Annotated in this window: 15 protein-coding genes, 1 other RNA gene and 1 pseudogene; 10 read left to right on the top strand and 7 right to left on the bottom strand. The window is 66.5% G+C overall.

Annotated features, from left to right (window positions below; all coding sequences use genetic code 11):
- Positions 1 to 12: 12 nt before the first annotated feature.
- Entirely contained in the window at positions 13 to 900 is an 888-nt protein-coding gene (locus NV1_RS37290) for an alpha/beta hydrolase (protein WP_067902800.1), read from the bottom strand.
- A 137-nt stretch (positions 901 to 1,037) separates the two neighbouring features.
- Here NV1_RS37290 and rnpB point away from each other — a divergent pair.
- An RNA gene (gene rnpB, locus NV1_RS37285) (RNase P RNA component class A) lies at positions 1,038 to 1,448 on the top strand.
- 39 nt (positions 1,449 to 1,487) lie between these two features.
- Here rnpB and NV1_RS37280 read toward each other — a convergent pair.
- From NV1_RS37280 to NV1_RS37270, 4 genes are all read right to left on the bottom strand, one after another.
- A complete protein-coding gene (locus NV1_RS37280; protein WP_067902798.1) occupies positions 1,488 to 1,823 on the bottom strand; it encodes a hypothetical protein in 336 nt (111 codons plus the stop codon).
- Positions 1,823 to 2,365 carry an SET domain-containing protein gene (locus tag NV1_RS37275; protein WP_218027335.1) on the bottom strand — a complete coding sequence of 181 codons (543 nt, stop codon included), beginning with the start codon at positions 2,363 to 2,365 and terminating at the stop codon, positions 1,823 to 1,825. The genes NV1_RS37280 and NV1_RS37275 overlap by 1 nt, the downstream gene beginning before the upstream one ends.
- A gap of 93 nt (positions 2,366 to 2,458) precedes the next feature.
- Positions 2,459 to 2,752 (bottom strand): eL24 family ribosomal protein, encoded by a 294-nt coding sequence (locus tag NV1_RS45315; RefSeq protein WP_218027334.1) that lies wholly within the window; start codon positions 2,750 to 2,752, stop codon positions 2,459 to 2,461.
- Positions 2,749 to 3,087 (bottom strand): hypothetical protein, encoded by a 339-nt coding sequence (locus NV1_RS37270; RefSeq protein ID WP_067902796.1) that lies wholly within the window; start codon positions 3,085 to 3,087, stop codon positions 2,749 to 2,751. Before NV1_RS37270 ends, NV1_RS45315 begins: the two co-directional genes overlap by 4 nt.
- 240 nt (positions 3,088 to 3,327) lie before the next feature.
- On the opposite strand from NV1_RS37270, the gene NV1_RS45310 reads away from it, so the two are divergent.
- The 5 genes from NV1_RS45310 to NV1_RS37245 all read left to right on the top strand — a co-directional run bounded on the left by NV1_RS45310 (position 3,328) and on the right by NV1_RS37245 (position 7,865).
- Positions 3,328 to 4,794, top strand: a complete 1,467-nt coding sequence (locus NV1_RS45310; RefSeq protein WP_218027333.1) for an NsdA family TPR-like regulatory protein — start codon at positions 3,328 to 3,330, stop codon at positions 4,792 to 4,794.
- Between the two features lie 12 nt (positions 4,795 to 4,806).
- Complete coding sequence (locus NV1_RS37260; protein ID WP_067902793.1) at positions 4,807 to 5,286, top strand: hypothetical protein; 480 nt, start codon at positions 4,807 to 4,809, stop codon at positions 5,284 to 5,286.
- Between the two features lie 64 nt (positions 5,287 to 5,350).
- Positions 5,351 to 6,094 carry a pentapeptide repeat-containing protein gene (locus tag NV1_RS37255; protein WP_067902791.1) on the top strand — a complete coding sequence of 248 codons (744 nt, stop codon included), beginning with the start codon at positions 5,351 to 5,353 and terminating at the stop codon, positions 6,092 to 6,094.
- Positions 6,095 to 6,448: 354 nt separating this feature from the next.
- Entirely contained in the window at positions 6,449 to 6,784 is a 336-nt protein-coding gene (locus NV1_RS37250; RefSeq protein WP_157117626.1) for a hypothetical protein, read from the top strand.
- Between the two features lie 142 nt (positions 6,785 to 6,926).
- Positions 6,927 to 7,865: an SDR family NAD(P)-dependent oxidoreductase gene (locus NV1_RS37245; protein WP_067902784.1), complete on the top strand. Its 939-nt coding sequence runs from the start codon at positions 6,927 to 6,929 to the stop codon at positions 7,863 to 7,865.
- Here the strand turns inward: NV1_RS37245 and NV1_RS37240 are convergent.
- A complete protein-coding gene (locus NV1_RS37240; protein ID WP_084526426.1) occupies positions 7,860 to 8,450 on the bottom strand; it encodes a TetR/AcrR family transcriptional regulator in 591 nt (196 codons plus the stop codon). The genes NV1_RS37245 and NV1_RS37240 overlap by 6 nt on opposite strands.
- Positions 8,451 to 8,545: 95 nt before the next feature.
- Here NV1_RS37240 and NV1_RS37235 point away from each other — a divergent pair, with 95 nt between their 5' ends.
- Both NV1_RS37235 and NV1_RS37230 read left to right on the top strand, forming a co-directional pair.
- Entirely contained in the window at positions 8,546 to 9,517 is a 972-nt protein-coding gene (locus NV1_RS37235) for an SDR family NAD(P)-dependent oxidoreductase (protein WP_067902781.1), read from the top strand.
- Positions 9,514 to 10,092 carry an HAD domain-containing protein gene (locus NV1_RS37230; protein ID WP_245714130.1) on the top strand — a complete coding sequence of 193 codons (579 nt, stop codon included), beginning with the start codon at positions 9,514 to 9,516 and terminating at the stop codon, positions 10,090 to 10,092. The genes NV1_RS37235 and NV1_RS37230 overlap by 4 nt, the downstream gene beginning before the upstream one ends.
- Before the next feature lie 150 nt (positions 10,093 to 10,242).
- Here the strand turns inward: NV1_RS37230 and NV1_RS37225 are convergent, their stop codons facing one another.
- A complete protein-coding gene (locus NV1_RS37225; RefSeq protein WP_245714129.1) occupies positions 10,243 to 11,259 on the bottom strand; it encodes a D-alanyl-D-alanine carboxypeptidase family protein in 1,017 nt (338 codons plus the stop codon).
- A 432-nt stretch (positions 11,260 to 11,691) separates the two neighbouring features.
- On the opposite strand from NV1_RS37225, the gene NV1_RS37220 reads away from it, so the two are divergent.
- Positions 11,692 to 12,561: a slipin family protein gene (locus NV1_RS37220; RefSeq protein ID WP_373864704.1), complete on the top strand. Its 870-nt coding sequence runs from the start codon at positions 11,692 to 11,694 to the stop codon at positions 12,559 to 12,561.
- A gap of 319 nt (positions 12,562 to 12,880) precedes the next feature.
- Positions 12,881 to 15,172: pseudogene (gene rpoB / locus NV1_RS37215) on the top strand (DNA-directed RNA polymerase subunit beta); the annotation flags it as partial.

Below are 15,172 nucleotides of genomic sequence, written 5' to 3'. Positions count from 1 at the left end.
CGCGACAAACGGTTACGGGCGCAGAACCGAGACCAGGAAATCGGTCTGGTCGTAGACGGCCTTCTCGAACCAGTCGTCGAAGTAGATGTCGAAGTGCCCGATCGGGTACCGCTTGACGATCGCGTGCTTGGTGCGTTCGGCGGCCTTGAGGGTCGGCTTGATCGGCGCGACCGAGTCGTTGTCGCACAGCGAATACAGCACGGGCACCTTGATCGCCTTGGTGCGCCGCCACGGGGAATCGAACAGCACCTGAAGTCCGAAGCGCGCGGCCACCTTCGGCTGGTACTGCTCGCTCTCCTCGGCCAGGCGGCCGAATCCCTCCGGCACGTCCGAGGCGCTCATCAACGCTGCGGACCGTTTGCGCCCGGCGAGGCGCACCTTGATCGGCTTGCGCACGATCGGTCCGATCAGCAGGTCGGCGGTCGCGACGATGCCGGTCTTGGTGAGACTGATCGGGCCCTTGGCCATCGCCGAGGACCAGCCGCTGGTGAACGGGCACTGGGCGACCACCGCGGCGAGGTAATCGTCCTCGTGCGCGATCGACAGGACATGCCCGCCGCCGAACGAGCTGCCCCACAACGCGATTCGCGTCGCATCGAAACCCTTGATGGTGCGCGCGTAGTGGATCGCGGAACGCCAGTCCTCCCGCTGCTTGCGAATGCTGATCAGCTGACGCGGTGTGCCGCCGCTAGCCCCGAAGTTGCGGTAGTCGAAGACCAGACAACCCATTCCGGCCGCGGTGAACCGGCGTGCGTACCGATCCAGCCCCATTTCCCGATTCGCCCCCAGCCCGTGGCCCATGATCACCAGCGGGCGCGGTTTGGGTGGTCCATCGGGCCTGTAGAGCCACGCTGCACACTGTTCGTTTCCCGAAGGGAACCCCACCTCGACACGCTCCATGGCGAAATACGGTACTTGTTCTGGTTTCGGTCCGCTGCGCTGGATCCCCGGTCATGGCCGGAAATCGCGGCACGAGGCGTGCGGAGGGCAGCACCGGCGGGGCCGTCGAACACCCCATACGGCATAATGCCACCGGACGAGTCGGTCGGGCGACCGCGGCGACGGGAACGGGCACGACAGTGCCGCCGCCCGGCGCCGAGGAAAGTCCGGACTCCACAGAGCAGGGCGGTTGTTAACGGCAACCCGGGGTGACCCGCGGGACAGTGCCACAGAAAACAGACCGCCGGCGCGCAACGCGCCGGTAAGGGTGAAACGGTGCGGTAAGAGCGCACCAGCGCCCCGGGTGACCGGGGCGGCTCGGTAAACCCCGCCCGGAGCAAGGTCGAAGGCCGCACTCCCCGCGAGTGCGGCTGCGCGGGTGTTCGAGGGCTGCTCGCCCGAGCCCGCGGGTGGACCGCTCGAGGTGCCCGGCAACGGTGCATCCAGATGGATGGTCGCCTCCCGGCGCAAGCCGGGAACAGGATCCGGCTTACAGACCGACTCGTCCCCCAACTTTTTCCGCCGGATCGGCGTCGGATCAGCATCCGTTATATTCCGCTATTTTCGCAGTTCAGACAGCCTATTCGGTGTCCCGTGCCCGGACGCGACTTACGCGACTGAAACGCCATCCAACACCAAGCTACGGCTTCGGTGGGGAATTCCTCTGTGCGCCAGCGCCGCACGAGCCGAACCCACAGGTACGGGCCGCACCCGTCGCACGCGGTCTCGTCGTCGCCGACCCACGGCGGCGGAGAGATCACCTCACCGGCCACGAGGTTCACGTCGTCGGTGCCGCCACCCAACGGCGGCACCTCCTGATCAGGGGCGAAGAATCGCCGCACCTGCGTGACGGTCAACCCGATCACGGTCGCTGCCTTGTCCATCAGAACCCCGCCCGAAAGTGCGGACTGGACACCGCGGACGGCGCGGACAGGTGGTGCGGATTCACTCCGGCCACCCACATGTCGATTTCCGGTATCCCGGTCTGCTGCTTGTCGAACAGCGCGGCCGGATCGAACAGCTTCATCGAAACCCCTTGCCGGGATACCGATTCCACGCGCTTCGGCAGGCGGCATTTCCCTTCGCCGGTGCAGGCGTTCCAGAACTCGCGCGCCAACAGGCCGACCATCTGATCGGCCCCGGCTGGAGGTGCGACGCCTTGCAGGTACTCCACCGACCATGTGCCCGGCGACCCTGCCGGTATCCGCAGGTCCTGACCGGGCCAGCGGCCCAGCCGGGTATAGAGCCGGTCGCCCTCGAGCACGTATGCGGTGCTGTCGATCTGCGCGCCGTCGATTGTCACGCTGGTGATTTCGCAGACCGGGCCGGGTAGGTGCACCACACCCGGCCCGGTCACCCGGCACGACGGCCCGCACCCGCAGATCGCGTTGCACCACACACCGGCGTCCAGCTCCGGGAACCACATCCATCCCGGCAACCACGCCAGCGGCCGATCCTCGCTACGAACGCACGGCCGCACGGTGACCGGGCAGCACCCGAACTGTCGGCCGGTGAACGATCACAACACCACTACGGCAGTGTCGATCGCGGCCTGGAGGCGCACCGCGTCCTCCTCCGCTGTCAGGTCGATATCGGACGCAACGAGCCGGAACCGGGACAGGAGCGCGGTTTTCCACAGCAGCGCAAACGACAGTTCGCCGACGATGTCGACGACGGATGCTGCATCAGCGCCGCGCAGGTCCGCGGCGAGGCACTTGTCCCCGCAGAACACGCGGCCGTCACGGGAACGTCTGGTCTGCGGCGGGATCTGCTTGCCGCACCAGTCGCACCAGGTGTCATCGGTTCCGGTCACGATGGCACCCCCGGTATCAGGCCCGCGCGCTGGCGGGTGCGTTCGGATGCGACACTCACCAGGCGCACGATGTCCCGCAGATAGCGGTCGATGCCGTACAGGTGGTCCCACGCGGGCACGATCACCGTGTTCGCGCCGGTCTCCGCCAACGCCTCCATGACCGTGACGAGTGGCCCCTCGAGGGTGGGGGTGATGACCACAACGTCGCCGACCTGGTAGCCGAGTAACCCGCAAATATCGGTCATCGCCTGTTCGTCCGCGGCGCGGTCGGTGGTCAGGTCGGGTCGAATGCACCGGATGGCAAGCGGTTCCGGTGACGTTGCGTCTGTGCTCATGTGGCAGTCCGCCTCGTGTGGGTCCGGTCTGTTGAGGGGGCACCCGCCGCCGGTGGCCTTCGTTGATTTGCTGCGTGGTGTTGGCGGCAAATCAGCGACCGAGAGGGCGGCTCCCGGCAGCGGGGCCGTGTTCCACACTCGCGCTGAATGATTCGCAAGAGAAGATCGCCGCAGGCCACGGTGGTATACGCTCGGTTCACGCTGGTATACGCAAGCCACATAGGGGACAGGGGATTGGGTATGCAGGTCTCGTGGACCGGTGCCGACGCAACAGCTCTGCGCGATGCCCTGCGAATGCCGCAGCCGGAGTTCGCCGCCCGCGCCGGCGTCTCCCTCTCGGTGGTCAAAAAGTGGGCGCGGCGCAAAAGCACGATCGAACTGCAACCGTTCTTCGGCGAACTGATGGACGGCATGCTGAAACAGGCGACCCCTGATCAACGTCGTAGATTCCTTGCCGCGCAAGAAGAGGCAGCGACACAACCAGCCCCGGACCTCGCTGTCCTGGAACCGGACCGCGTGGAAGTCCTTCCCCCGGCCCCGGTCGCGGACATCTGGTCCGGGGACTGCTCGACGCTCACCCACGACATGACACGGAGAGACCTGATGTTGGACCGACGCCGAGTCTCCAAAGCGATCGCTGGCGTCGTTGTCGGCGTGCACCTACTCGAACCGTTGGAACGGTGGCTGCTACGCGATATAGACGATGCCCCAACCGATCCGCCGATCATCGGCACCGGCCTGCAGGAGATCGCCGAGCTGGAGAGCGCCGCCCGCATCTTCCGCGAATGGGACGACCAGTTCGGCGGCGGCCTGCGCCGCAAGGCCGTCGTGGGCCAGCTCGATGAGGTGAACGCGGTTCTGGACGATCCGCACCCGCCGGAGATCAAACGCCGCCTCCGCCGAGTGCGCGCCCTGCTCGCGGAGACCGCGGCGACGATGTCGTGGGACTCGGGCGAGCAGGAGACCGCGCAGCAGTACTACATGCTCGCGGCGCGTTCGGCGAAGGACGCCGGTGATTACGCGTTGTGCGCCAACGCGATTGCGGGAATGGCGCGGCAACTGATGTCGCTGGACAACTACAACACCAGCCCCGAGCGTGACCGCCAGCGCGCCGCCGAGCTCGACCGCCAGCGCGCCACCGACGCCCTCGAACTGATCAGGATCGCTCAGGACCAATTCGCGCCCCGATCGACTCCGACCGTGCGAGCCATGCTGTACACGCGGGAAGCGTGGGCGTACAGCAAACTCGGGCGGCCGTCCGCATTCCGCCGGGCATGCGGCAAAGCGTTCGACGAGTTCTCCAACTCCGACCCCACATCAGATCCGTACTGGATCAACTACTTCGACTCCGCGGAGCTCGCCGGCACCATCGGCGGCCGGTTACTGGATATCGCGCGCAGGGACTCCACGTTCGCGGGCGAGGCCGCCGACTCGATCGCCCGCGCGATCGGCGCGCGGCGGCCGGAGCGGTTGCGCAGCTCTGCCCTGGATCAGCTCGGGATCGTGGAGGCCCACATGATCGGCGGCGAGTACGAGGAGGCGTGTCGACTCGGCTTCGACGCGTTGGATACGGTCGGCAAGACCAGCTCTGACCGGGTGCGCAAGAAACTTCGGAAGGTGTACGACCGGACCGGGCAGCTGGCTCAGGCCGGTCAGGTCGCTGAACTACGCGACCGCATCCGGCCGATGGTTGACGCAACGACGTAGAGGAGTCGAGCCGTGCGAATCGGCGTGACCGGACACATGAACCTCACCGCGGCCACCGTGCCCCTGGTGTACGCGGACATCACCCGCGAGATCACTGCCACCGGTGACGCCGCCGATGTGACCGGCGTGAGTTGCATTGCGCGGGGAGCCGATTCGGTGTTCGCGCAGGCCGTCCTCGACGCGGGTGGCCGGTTGGAGGTCGTGGTGCCCTCACGGAACTACCGGGAGAAGAAGGTCAAGCCAGATCACGCCCCGCTGTTCGACGAGCTGCTGAAGCGAGCCGAGCGCGTCCGGGTGATGGACTTCGATGAGGCCGATGCTGATGCGTATGAGGCCGCGAACGAGGTTGTGGTGGGCTCGTGTGACCGGCTGATCGCCGTATGGGATGGCGAGGCTGGCGAACGCAGCGGCACCGGCAGTGTGGTCGTCCTGGCGCGGGAGCGCGGTGTGCCGGTGACGGTCGTGTGGCCGGAGGGCGCGGTGCGCGGCTGAACGGTCACTCCCGCGTGGTGACAGCGCGGGCGCTGGGCACCACTGCATCACCGGCAGCTGCCCTTTGCCGTCGGCGGTCCACAACACCATCTCCACCAGTCCGAGCCAGCTCCCGTCGGCGACGCGCGCCCACGCGTGCAGTGCCGGTCAATTTCAGCACGCCGCGTTCTCCGGCGACGCCAGGTTCGGACACGCCACATTTTCCGGCAACGCCGGGTTCGTGGGCGCGGCGTTCTCCAGCACCGCCTGGTTCCAGCGCGCCACGTTCTCCGGCGAGACCCGATTCCAGCACGCCACCTTCTCCGGCGAGGCCAAATTCGAGCGCGCCACGTTCTGCGGTGACGTCCGGTTCAGGCACGTCACATTCTCCGGCGAGGCATGGTTCATGGAGGCGACGTTCTCCGACGTCGCCTGGTTCGGAGGCGCCACATTCTCCGGCAACGCCCGATTCGAGCACGTCACGTTCTCCGACGCCGCCGACTTCGGGGGAACGACGTTTTCCGGCACCACCTGGTTCGGGGACGCCACGTTCTCCGGCAGCGCCGGGTTCGTCGGCGCCAGGTTCTTCGGCGAGGCCTGGTTCATGGCGGCGACGTTCTCTGTCGACGCCGGATTCGAGGGGGTAGCGTTCGCCGGGGAGACCAGGTTCGAGCGGGCCGACTTCGGAGCCGAGACCGTCTCGTTCGTTGGTCCACTGCAATGGGGCCCACCGACACCGGTATTCGACTGGGACGAAGACGTCACCCGGAAACCGGCCAACGTCCAACCGGAGAATTGGCCGCCGACCGTCGCGGCTGTTGTCGAGTGATGGTATCGACGTCTTGGGTCGCATCTGCTTTCTACGGTCCACATAGCGTTTCGATGTGAACTACCTCAGGGCATCCTGGCCGGCCCTCGGGGCCTCCGCCGCTCGGCCGTTTCCGCGGTCGGGCGACGCATGGTTACGGCTGGAGCAGAATATCGGCTTCGACGTCCCGACATGCCGGGCCGACCGGTCACGCCGGGCGTGCCAGGCTCTTCAACCTACGGTCGTTCGCGGTGATCGCTGGAGCGGGCCGCGTTGTGCGTGGTGAAACCTTCGGCGGTCTCGACCAGTGCGTTTCGCCGTCTGCTCGGTTTCGGTGTGACGGTTTCCGACCGGTACGACACGAGGAGGTCGATCATGAACATGTCCCGCTCGTCCCGCGCGATCCTGTCAGTTTTCCCCGCCGCCGCGGCTGTCTTCACGATATGGGCCCCAGCGGCCGACGCCGGTCCCGGCGACGCCGAGGCCTTCACCTGCCAGCACCTCGTGGACAACGGTGCCGAACTCCACGGCTTCGTCTGCCGGGGGCAGGGCAAGGTGGACCCCGGTGATATCGGACCGCTGAACATCGTGAACAGCGATCCTCAGCCCTCGGCTGCCAAGCGGTACCACTGTGCTCATGGGGTGATCGAGCCTGATAACCAGCCGGGGCTGGTGGACGTGATCGCCCACGTCTGTGCGCCTACGAGTTAGCACCGCTACGCGAGGGTGCGCCTGAGTGAGGGCGCGCCGAGCGTGATTCTGCGCGGGTCGCATGCCTCGCTGAGCGAACCCGCAGGGCTGCGTGCAAGTCGTGTGTGAGGGTGGTGCAAGCGGTCGTCTGCAGAGTGGGCGCATGACGTGGGATGGCGGTTGTCGCGCCGAGGGGAAGACAGTTCTGGTTACCGGGGCGAGTGCGGGGATCGGGTATTTCGTCGCTGAGCAGCTTGCGGCGGTCGGCGCCACCGTGCTGCTCGGCTGTCGGGACACCGGCAAGGGGGAGGTGGCGGTGAGCGCGATTCGCGAGCGGGTCCCGGATGCTCGATTGGGGTGCGTGCGGATGGACCTGGCGGATCTGGCCTCGCTGCCTGCGGCGGTGGATGCGCTCGGTGTCGGCAGGCTGGACGCGGTCGTGCTCAATGCGGGTGTCGCGCTCGACGGTCCCGACCGTCGGCTGAGTGCCCAGGGACACGAATTGATGTTCGCGACAAACCATCTCGGGCATTTCGCGCTGGTCGCTCACCTGGCGCCGAAGCTGGTCGCGGCGGGGCGCGGCCGGGTGGTCACGGTGGGCAGCTTCGCCGCGCGATCGGAACGGCTGGATCTCACCGACCTTCAGTCCGAGCACGATTATCGGCCCGCTCGCAGCTACGGGCGGTCGAAACTGGCCCAGATGCTGTTCGGCTTCGAACTGGATCGTCGGCTGCGCGCACACGGCATCGATACGGCCGGCATCGTCGCCCATCCCGGCGGCGCATTGGATTCACTGACCCCGTCGCGGCCGCCGTTGTTCGTACGCACCACCACCCAGCGCCTGCGCGGGCTGCCCGCGGCGGTCATGGTGCACGGTAAGCACATGGGCGCGGAAAGCATCGTCCGAGCCGTTGTGGACTCCGAGATGGTCGGCGGGCAACTCTGGGGCCCAAGGGTTTTCGGCCTGCGCGGACAACCGCACCGGGAAACACCGCACGCACATATGACCGATCCCGGCACCGCTGCCGAACTCTGGTCCGCGAGTTCGACTCTCACCGGCACCGATCCGTTCGCAGACGTCACCGCGCCGCTGCGGTCATGATCCGTGCGCCACGATCAGGTCGATGGCGACAGCCAGCCGCTCCAGAAACGCCTCGCGGGTGGTGACCTGCTGCTTGATTCCGATCGACGTGCTGATCAAAGTCTGCGCCACGGCGGTCGACCGGGGTGCGATGGCGGTGTCCGTCGATTCGGCCAGGGAAGCATCCAGGAGCGCGGCGAATCGCGAGGGAAACTCGGTCACGGCGGGCCCGAGCAGGTCCGCGTATTCCTCCGCCATGGTGTGGACCTCGCCGCTCATCACGCCGATGTAGCGACCGGTCCACTGGTCGAACGCGTCCAGGAGCCGGTCGCGGGATGGCCGGGTCGTGTCGGCGAGCACCTCGCCGACCGCGGCGATGCTGCGGTTCAGGGCATCCGTGACGGCGGCGGTGAACAGCTCTTGTTTGGAACCGAACAGCAGGTACAGGCCGGGACGTGAGATGTCGGCGGCGCGAGCGACGTCCTCCATCGACGTCTTTCGATAGCCGTACCGCACAAAGGTGTCGAGTGCCGCGGCGAGCACCTGCTCGCGCCGTCCGCCGTCCGTGGGATGCGGGTCCGGTGTGTCCACGTTGGTGGCGTTCATCTGCACACTCTATCTGGTCATGGACGCACTTTACAAAGTATGTAAAAATTGTAAAGTGCAGTGGCGGCGTCCGCCGTGCCGACAGGAGGATTCCGATGACCCGAGATCCACTCATCACCACACGCTTCGACGGTTCGAGCACCGCCGACGATGTAGCTGCCGGTGTCGACCTACGCGGGCTGCGAGCGGTGGTAACCGGTGCGTCCTCGGGGCTCGGGGCAGAGACCGCCCGGGTCCTCGCGGTCGCAGGCGCGGAGGTCACCCTCGCCGTACGCGATATCTCCGCGGGCGCACGCGTGGCCGACCGCATCGCCTCCCGCGGTGCGCATTCGCGTCCCGCGGTGGCCGCTGTCGACCTGGCCGACACGGGCAGCGTGGCCCGTTTCGCGCGGGGCTGGGACGGCCCGCTGCACCTGCTGGTCAACAACGCCGGGCTGGTCACCTCGGGCCTGGAACGAAACGAGCAGGGCTGGGAGCTTCAGTTCGCGACCAATCACCTGGGCCACTTCGCGCTCGCCCACTTGCTGCACCCCGCCCTGGCCGGTGGCGCGGCGGATCGTGGCGCCGCCCGAATCGTGGCGGTGAGCTCCACCGCGCATATGCGCGCCCCGGTCGACTTCGACGACATCCACTTCGAACACCGGGCATACGATCCGCAAATCGCGTATGCCCAGTCCAAGACGGCGAATTCACTCTTCGCCGTCGAGGCTACGAGGCGGTGGGCCGCAGATCGCATCGTCGCCAACGCGGTCAATCCCGGGGGGATCAGGACCGGGTTGCAGCGGAACTTCACGCGGCGGCAGCGCGAATCACTCGACGCCGCCGAAGCCGCCGGCGTGTTCACGTACAAATCCGTCGAGCAAGGTGCGGCAACCACTGTGGTGGCGGCCATTGCCCCGGAGTTCGAGTCGACCGGCGGGCGCTACCTCGACGACTGCCGCGAGGCGTATACCGTCCCCGACGATGCCGACCTCACCGCCCACAGTCACGGCGTCAAGCAATGGGCCCTGGACCCGGACTCCGCGCGTGAGCTCTGGTCGGTGTCACTCGCGACGCTCGAGCTGTGACCTTCGCCGAATCGGCGCGGGCCGTGCCGGTCGGGCCGCAGACTGGTTTCGTGGCGACCGGCGTGGATCGAGCGTTGTTGTTCCTGGACGTCGACGGGACGGTGCTTCCGTACGATGCTGTCGATGAGCTTGCGGGCGAGGTGGATTGGTCCATCTGGCAGCAGCCGATCAACCCCGCACTGTCTCGGGTCAGCGGTGCTCTCGGCGAACGACTGCTGGCCTTGGGATGTGAACTGATCTGGGCTACGGGGTGGGCCGAGGACGCGAACCTCGTCATCGCGCCGATTCTCGGGCTGCCGCATCTGCCCGTGGTGACCTTGCCCGAGTATCCCGAAGGTGACTATTTTCCGGACGGACTACATTGGAAGACAAGAGCTTTGGTCGATCTCGCGGCCGGTCGCCCGTTCATCTGGATCGATGACGAGATCAGGGATCAGGACGAGAAATGGGTTCGCGGTAATCATTCAGGCCGGGCCCTCCTTCATCGGGTCGACGGTATGTGCGGGCTGTTGGACACCGACTTCGCCGATCTCGCCGATTGGCTGCGCGGCTCCACGACGGCTGGGCACTCGTAACGTCGGGCAGCGCAATGCGATCGGATCGAATCACGGTAGAGGCCCGGCAATGGAGACATGTTCGCCGCTTCTGTGCGAGGACGAGATACATTGCGCGGTAAGTGATGCTGCTCATCAATTCCGGTTGCCACGCAACGTATTCGGGTTACGTCAAGGGATCGGGATGAGGCTCAGGATCGGCCCGAAGCCCCAGTCGAGCATGTGTTGCGCGTCGGACTCGGCGGCTGCGTCGCTGGCGGGGGAGCTGTGCAGGACTACACCGATGAGGGGTTGGCCTGCTCGGACCGTTTCGAACAGCAGGCAGGTGCCCGCGGCGTCGGTGGAACCGGTCTTGACGCCGATGGTGCCGGGGTAGTCCCGGAGCAGGAGATTCGTTGTGCGCCAGATGTGGTCGCGGTTGGCGGGGCCGGCGGGCTGGTGGTAGGTCTGCGTGCCGACGATGCCGCGGAACAGGGGCGAATCCATCGCGTGCATACCGAGTTTCACCAGGTCGGCCGGGGTGGAATAGGTGGAGTAGCCGGTCGGGGCGGGCAGGCCGCTCGGGTCGGTGAAATGGGTGTTCGCCAGGCCCAGGCGAGCCGCGGTGGCGTTCATCTCGGCGATGAACGCGGCTTGGCCGGGGCCGTACGCTTCGGCGAGGGTGTAGGCGGCATCGCAGCCGGAGGGGAGCATCATCGCGTAGAGCAACTGTCTGGCAGTCAGCACCTCGCCGGGGACCAGGCCCGCGGTGCTGCCGTCGTATTCGCGGTCGTAGGCGATGATCGCCTGCGGCACGCTGATGGCTCGATCCAGATCACCCGCCTCCAGGACGACCAGCGCGGTCATCACCTTCGTGATACTGCCCATCGGGGCCCGGGTATTCGGCTGTCGCGACCAGCGCACCGCGCCGGTCTTCCCGTCCGCGAGCTCGGCGAACGGCGCCCGCACACCGTCCGGCTCCGCGGATATGGTGGGCAACCAGGTGCGCGAGACGTTCGCGGCGGGTGCGGCAACAGCCGGGCCGGGTGCGATGAGGAGCAGTCCGGAGGCGGCAGCCAGCATCGCTCGGGCAAATGATCGCATCGGCATATTGTGCCGTTCGGCGTGAGTGCTGGGCGGGATTTCGCCGCTCGCCGTCGCGGGCGTCGCACCGGCCCTCGAGACGTGGCGGTCGTCGTCGATGCTCATGCGGAGCGCGCGATGCGACCCGCGTCCGACGCGGGCTCAGCGGCCCAGCAGTTCCGCGATGTGCACCGCCGGCGCGGCATAGGCGAGGACCAGGTTCGGATCGTGGATACGGCCGGAAGTCGCTGTGCAGGTGAGGAGTTCGGAGCCCACGATCTGCCAGGGCGGCAGCCCGCCGGTGACATGCGCCGATGTCCGACGTGGGATTCGTCGCTTCTGCTCGGAATTCTGCGCAGCCGGCCTTCCAAGGGTCTTAACGGATGTTTGTGGCGGTCCGATGCACGTGCGTCGCCCCGGTGCCATGATCGATGCAGGGCCCGGTCTCTTCCGTGTGCCGGGCGGTTCGCGTGGCGGTGCGATATGGACATCTTGGGCATTTTCGGCGTCGTGGTGGGGGCGGGGGTGGTGCTGGCCGGGATCGCGTTCGGGGCGAGTATGCGGGTGGTCGAGCAGTTCGAGCGGGGGGTGGTGTTCCGGTTCGGGCGGGTGCGCGAGGTGCGCGAGCCCGGGTTGCGGGTGCTGATTCCCGGGGTGGATCGGATGCGCAAGGTGCCGGTGCAGATCGTCACCATGCCGGTGCCGGGGCAGGAGGGCATCACTCGCGACAACGTCACCGTGCGGGTGGACGCGGTCGTGTACTTCCGGGTGGTCGATCCGGTGCAGGCCGTGGTCGACGTGCAGGATTACCTGTTCGCCATCGCGCAGGTGGCACAGACCTCGCTGCGCTCGATCATCGGCAAGAGCGATCTGGACGATCTGCTGTCCAACCGGGAGCACCTCAATCGGGGCCTCGAGCTCATGATCGACAGCCCGGCGCTGTCCTGGGGCGTGCACATCGACCGGGTGGAGATCAAGGATGTGGCCCTGCCCGAATCGATGAAGCGCTCGATGTCGCGGCAGGCCGAGGCCGAACGTGAACGCCGGGCCAGGGTCATCACCGCCGAGGGCGAATTGCAGGCCTCGCAGAAATTGGCCGACGCGGGTGAGACGATGGCGGCCGCACCCGCCGCACTGCAACTTCGCCTGCTGCAAACCGTGGTGGAGGTCGCCGCGGAGAAGAATTCCACGCTGGTCCTGCCCTTCCCGGTCGAACTGCTGCGCTTCCTGGAGCGTTCGACACCGGGCGATGCAGCCGCGGAGCCCGGCAAGTCCGCGGAACCGGACTCGTCCCCGCAGGCGGCGAGTGCCGAGAAAGCCGGCGCGGACCTCGAACAGCAGCCCCGCACCAAGGCCGACACCATCGAGATCCTGCAGCCGGGCCCCGCCCGCGAGGATGCGACTGTTCGGCCCGGGCTCGACGAATGACCCGCCGAAACCTCCTTGACGAGCCGCATATCCGGATGTCATTATTGAAAGAGAAAAGGCATTCGCATTGCGGTGTCTGTATGTTTCTGCCCTCGACATCGAGTCGTTTCGGGTGTAATTTTGGATTTCGCGCCGGGGCGCATGCTGTCCAGCTCTCGAAAATGAATTGACTGCGGAAAGCCGCACTGTCTGCGTGTCGCTTTCCGCCCGTTGGTGTCGAGTCAGGTTAGGTCGGTATCCGGCACGGTGCGCCATGAGGAATGCAGCCCACAGGACGAGCAGATACCGCGACGCCCACGTACGGCGTGGTCGCCGCGAGGTGCTGGAAGGACGTATCTTGGCAGTCTCGAGTCAGACCGAAGTCGATACCGTGCGGCCCGCGGCCCGGATTCCGGGCGCGCCCACACGGGTTTCGTTCGCCAAACTCCGTGAACCCCTTGCGATTCCGGATTTGCTGGCCATTCAGACCGAGTCGTTCGACTGGCTGACCGGCGGTCGGGCATGGCGGGAACGGGCCAGGGCCGCGGGAGAGTCGGCCCTGGGGGGCCTGGAGGAGGTGCTCGAGGAGCTCAGCCCGATCGAGGACTTCGCCGCGACGATGTCGCTATCCCTGTCCGATCCCCGTTTCGAGGAGGTCAAGGCCTCGGTCGAGGAATGTAAGGACAAGGATCTGACCTACGCGGCCCCGCTGTTCGTCACCGCGGAGTTCATCAACAACAACACCGGCGAGATCAAGTCCCAAACGGTTTTCATGGGCGATTTTCCGATGATGACCGACCGCGGCACATTCGTGGTCAATGGCACCGAACGGGTTATCGTCTCACAGCTGGTGCGTTCGCCCGGCGTGTACTTCGACGAATCCGTCGACAAGGCGACCGAGAAGACGCTGCACAGTGCCCGCGTCATCCCGAGTCGCGGCGCCTGGCTGGAATTCGATATCGACAAACGCGACACCATCGGGGTCCGCATCGACCGCAAGCGTCGTCAGCCGGTGACGGTTCTGCTCAAGGCGCTCGGCTGGAGCGCCGAGCAGATCACCGAGCGCTTCGGCTTCTCCGAGATCATGATGACCTCCCTGGAGAAGGACAATACGGCGGGCACCGACGAGGCGCTGCTGGACATCCACCGCAAGCTGCGCCCGGGTGAGCCACCCACGAAGGAGTCTGCGCAGGCCCTGCTGGAGAACCTGTTCTTCAAGGACAAGCGCTACGACCTGGCCCGCGTCGGGCGGCACAAGGTCACCAGCAAACTCGGCCTCCAGCCCGCCGCCGAGGGCGGTCGGGTGCTCACCGAACAGGACATCGCCGCGATCATCGAATATCTGCTGCATCTGCATGCGGGCGATGCGACGATGACCGCGCCCGGCGGACAGAAGGTGCCGGTCGAGGTCGACGATATCGACCATTTCGGCAATCGCCGGTTGCGGACCATCGGTGAACTCATCCAGAACCAGATCCGGTTGGGTCTGTCCCGCATGGAGCGCGTGGTCCGTGAACGCATGACCACGCAGGACGTCGAGGCGATCACCCCGCAGACGCTGATGAACATCCGTCCGGTGGTGGCTGCGATCCGCGAGTTCTTCGGCACCTCGCAGTCCTCGACCTTCCTGGACGAACGCAATCCGCTCGCGAGCCTCACCCAGAAACGTCGCCTCTCGGCGCTGGGGCCGGGCGGCCTGACCCGCGAACGGGCGGGCCTCGAGGTGCGCGACGTGCATTACAGCCACTACGGCCGGATGTGCCCGATCGAGACGCCCGAGGGGCCGAATATCGGTCTGATCGGCTATCTGTCGGTGTACGCGCGGGTCAACCCGTTCGGATTCATCGAGACTCCGTACCGCAGGGTCGTCGACGGCCACGTGACGGACCAGGTCGACTATCTGTCCGCCGATCAGGAGGACAGGCACGTCGTCGCGCAGGCGAACGAGCCGCTCGATGCCGAGGGGCGTTTCACCTCCTCGCGAGTTCTGGTGCGCCGCAAGGATTCCGAGGTCGAGCTGGTCGATCCGGGATTGGTCGACCTACATGGACGTCTCGCCGCGCCAGATGGTGTCGGTCGCGACGGCGATGATCCCGTTCCTCGAGCACGACGACGCGAACCGCGCGCTGATGGGCGCGAACATGCAGAAACAGGCCGTGCCGCTGATCCGTTCCGAGTCGCCGCTGGTCGGCACCGGTATGGAACTGCGGGCGGCGATCGATGCCGGCGATGTCGTGGTGAACGAGAAAGCCGGTGTGGTGGAAGAGGTTTCGGCCGACTTCGTCACCGTCATGCACGACGACGGCACCCGGCGTTCGTATCGGATGCACAAGTTCAGCCGGACGAATCAGGGCACCTGCTCGAATCAGCGTCCGATCGTGGACGAGGACCAGCGGGTGGAGCCGGGGCAGGTGCTTGCCGACGGGCCCAGTACCGAGAACGGTGAGATGGCGCTGGGTAAGAATCTCCTGGTCGCGGTGATGCCGTGGGAGGGTTACAACTATGAGGACGCGATCATCCTGTCGCAGCGCCTCGTGGAGGAGGACGTGCTCACCTCGATCCACATCGAGGAGCACGAAGTCGATGCGCGAGACACGAAATTGGGTGCCGAGGAGATCACCCGGGATATTCC

This window comes from Nocardia vaccinii NBRC 15922 (assembly GCF_001613305.1).
GTDB lineage: Bacteria > Actinomycetota > Actinomycetes > Mycobacteriales > Mycobacteriaceae > Nocardia > Nocardia vaccinii.
Note: the sequence above shows the minus strand (reverse complement) of the source record. Positions and strands in the feature narration are given on the sequence as shown.

Bases quoted from the DNA above. Each gene is read 5' to 3' on its own strand.
- NV1_RS37240 (WP_084526426.1), bottom strand. From the start codon at position 8,450: ATGAACGCCACCAACGTGGACACACCGGACCCGCATCCCACGGACGGC.
- NV1_RS37245 (WP_067902784.1), top strand. From the start codon at position 6,927: ATGACGTGGGATGGCGGTTGTCGCGCCGAGGGGAAGACAGTTCTGGTT.
- NV1_RS37220 (WP_373864704.1), top strand. From the start codon at position 11,692: ATGCGGGTGGTCGAGCAGTTCGAGCGGGGGGTGGTGTTCCGGTTCGGG.
- NV1_RS37270 (WP_067902796.1), bottom strand. From the start codon at position 3,087: ATGAGCACAGACGCAACGTCACCGGAACCGCTTGCCATCCGGTGCATT.
- NV1_RS37280 (WP_067902798.1), bottom strand. From the start codon at position 1,823: ATGGACAAGGCAGCGACCGTGATCGGGTTGACCGTCACGCAGGTGCGG.
- NV1_RS37290 (WP_067902800.1), bottom strand. From the start codon at position 900: ATGGAGCGTGTCGAGGTGGGGTTCCCTTCGGGAAACGAACAGTGTGCA.
- NV1_RS37250 (WP_157117626.1), top strand. From the start codon at position 6,449: ATGAACATGTCCCGCTCGTCCCGCGCGATCCTGTCAGTTTTCCCCGCC.
- NV1_RS37225 (WP_245714129.1), bottom strand. From the start codon at position 11,259: ATGAGCATCGACGACGACCGCCACGTCTCGAGGGCCGGTGCGACGCCC.
- NV1_RS45310 (WP_218027333.1), top strand. From the start codon at position 3,328: ATGCAGGTCTCGTGGACCGGTGCCGACGCAACAGCTCTGCGCGATGCC.
- NV1_RS37275 (WP_218027335.1), bottom strand. From the start codon at position 2,365: ATGTGGTTCCCGGAGCTGGACGCCGGTGTGTGGTGCAACGCGATCTGC.
- NV1_RS37235 (WP_067902781.1), top strand. From the start codon at position 8,546: ATGACCCGAGATCCACTCATCACCACACGCTTCGACGGTTCGAGCACC.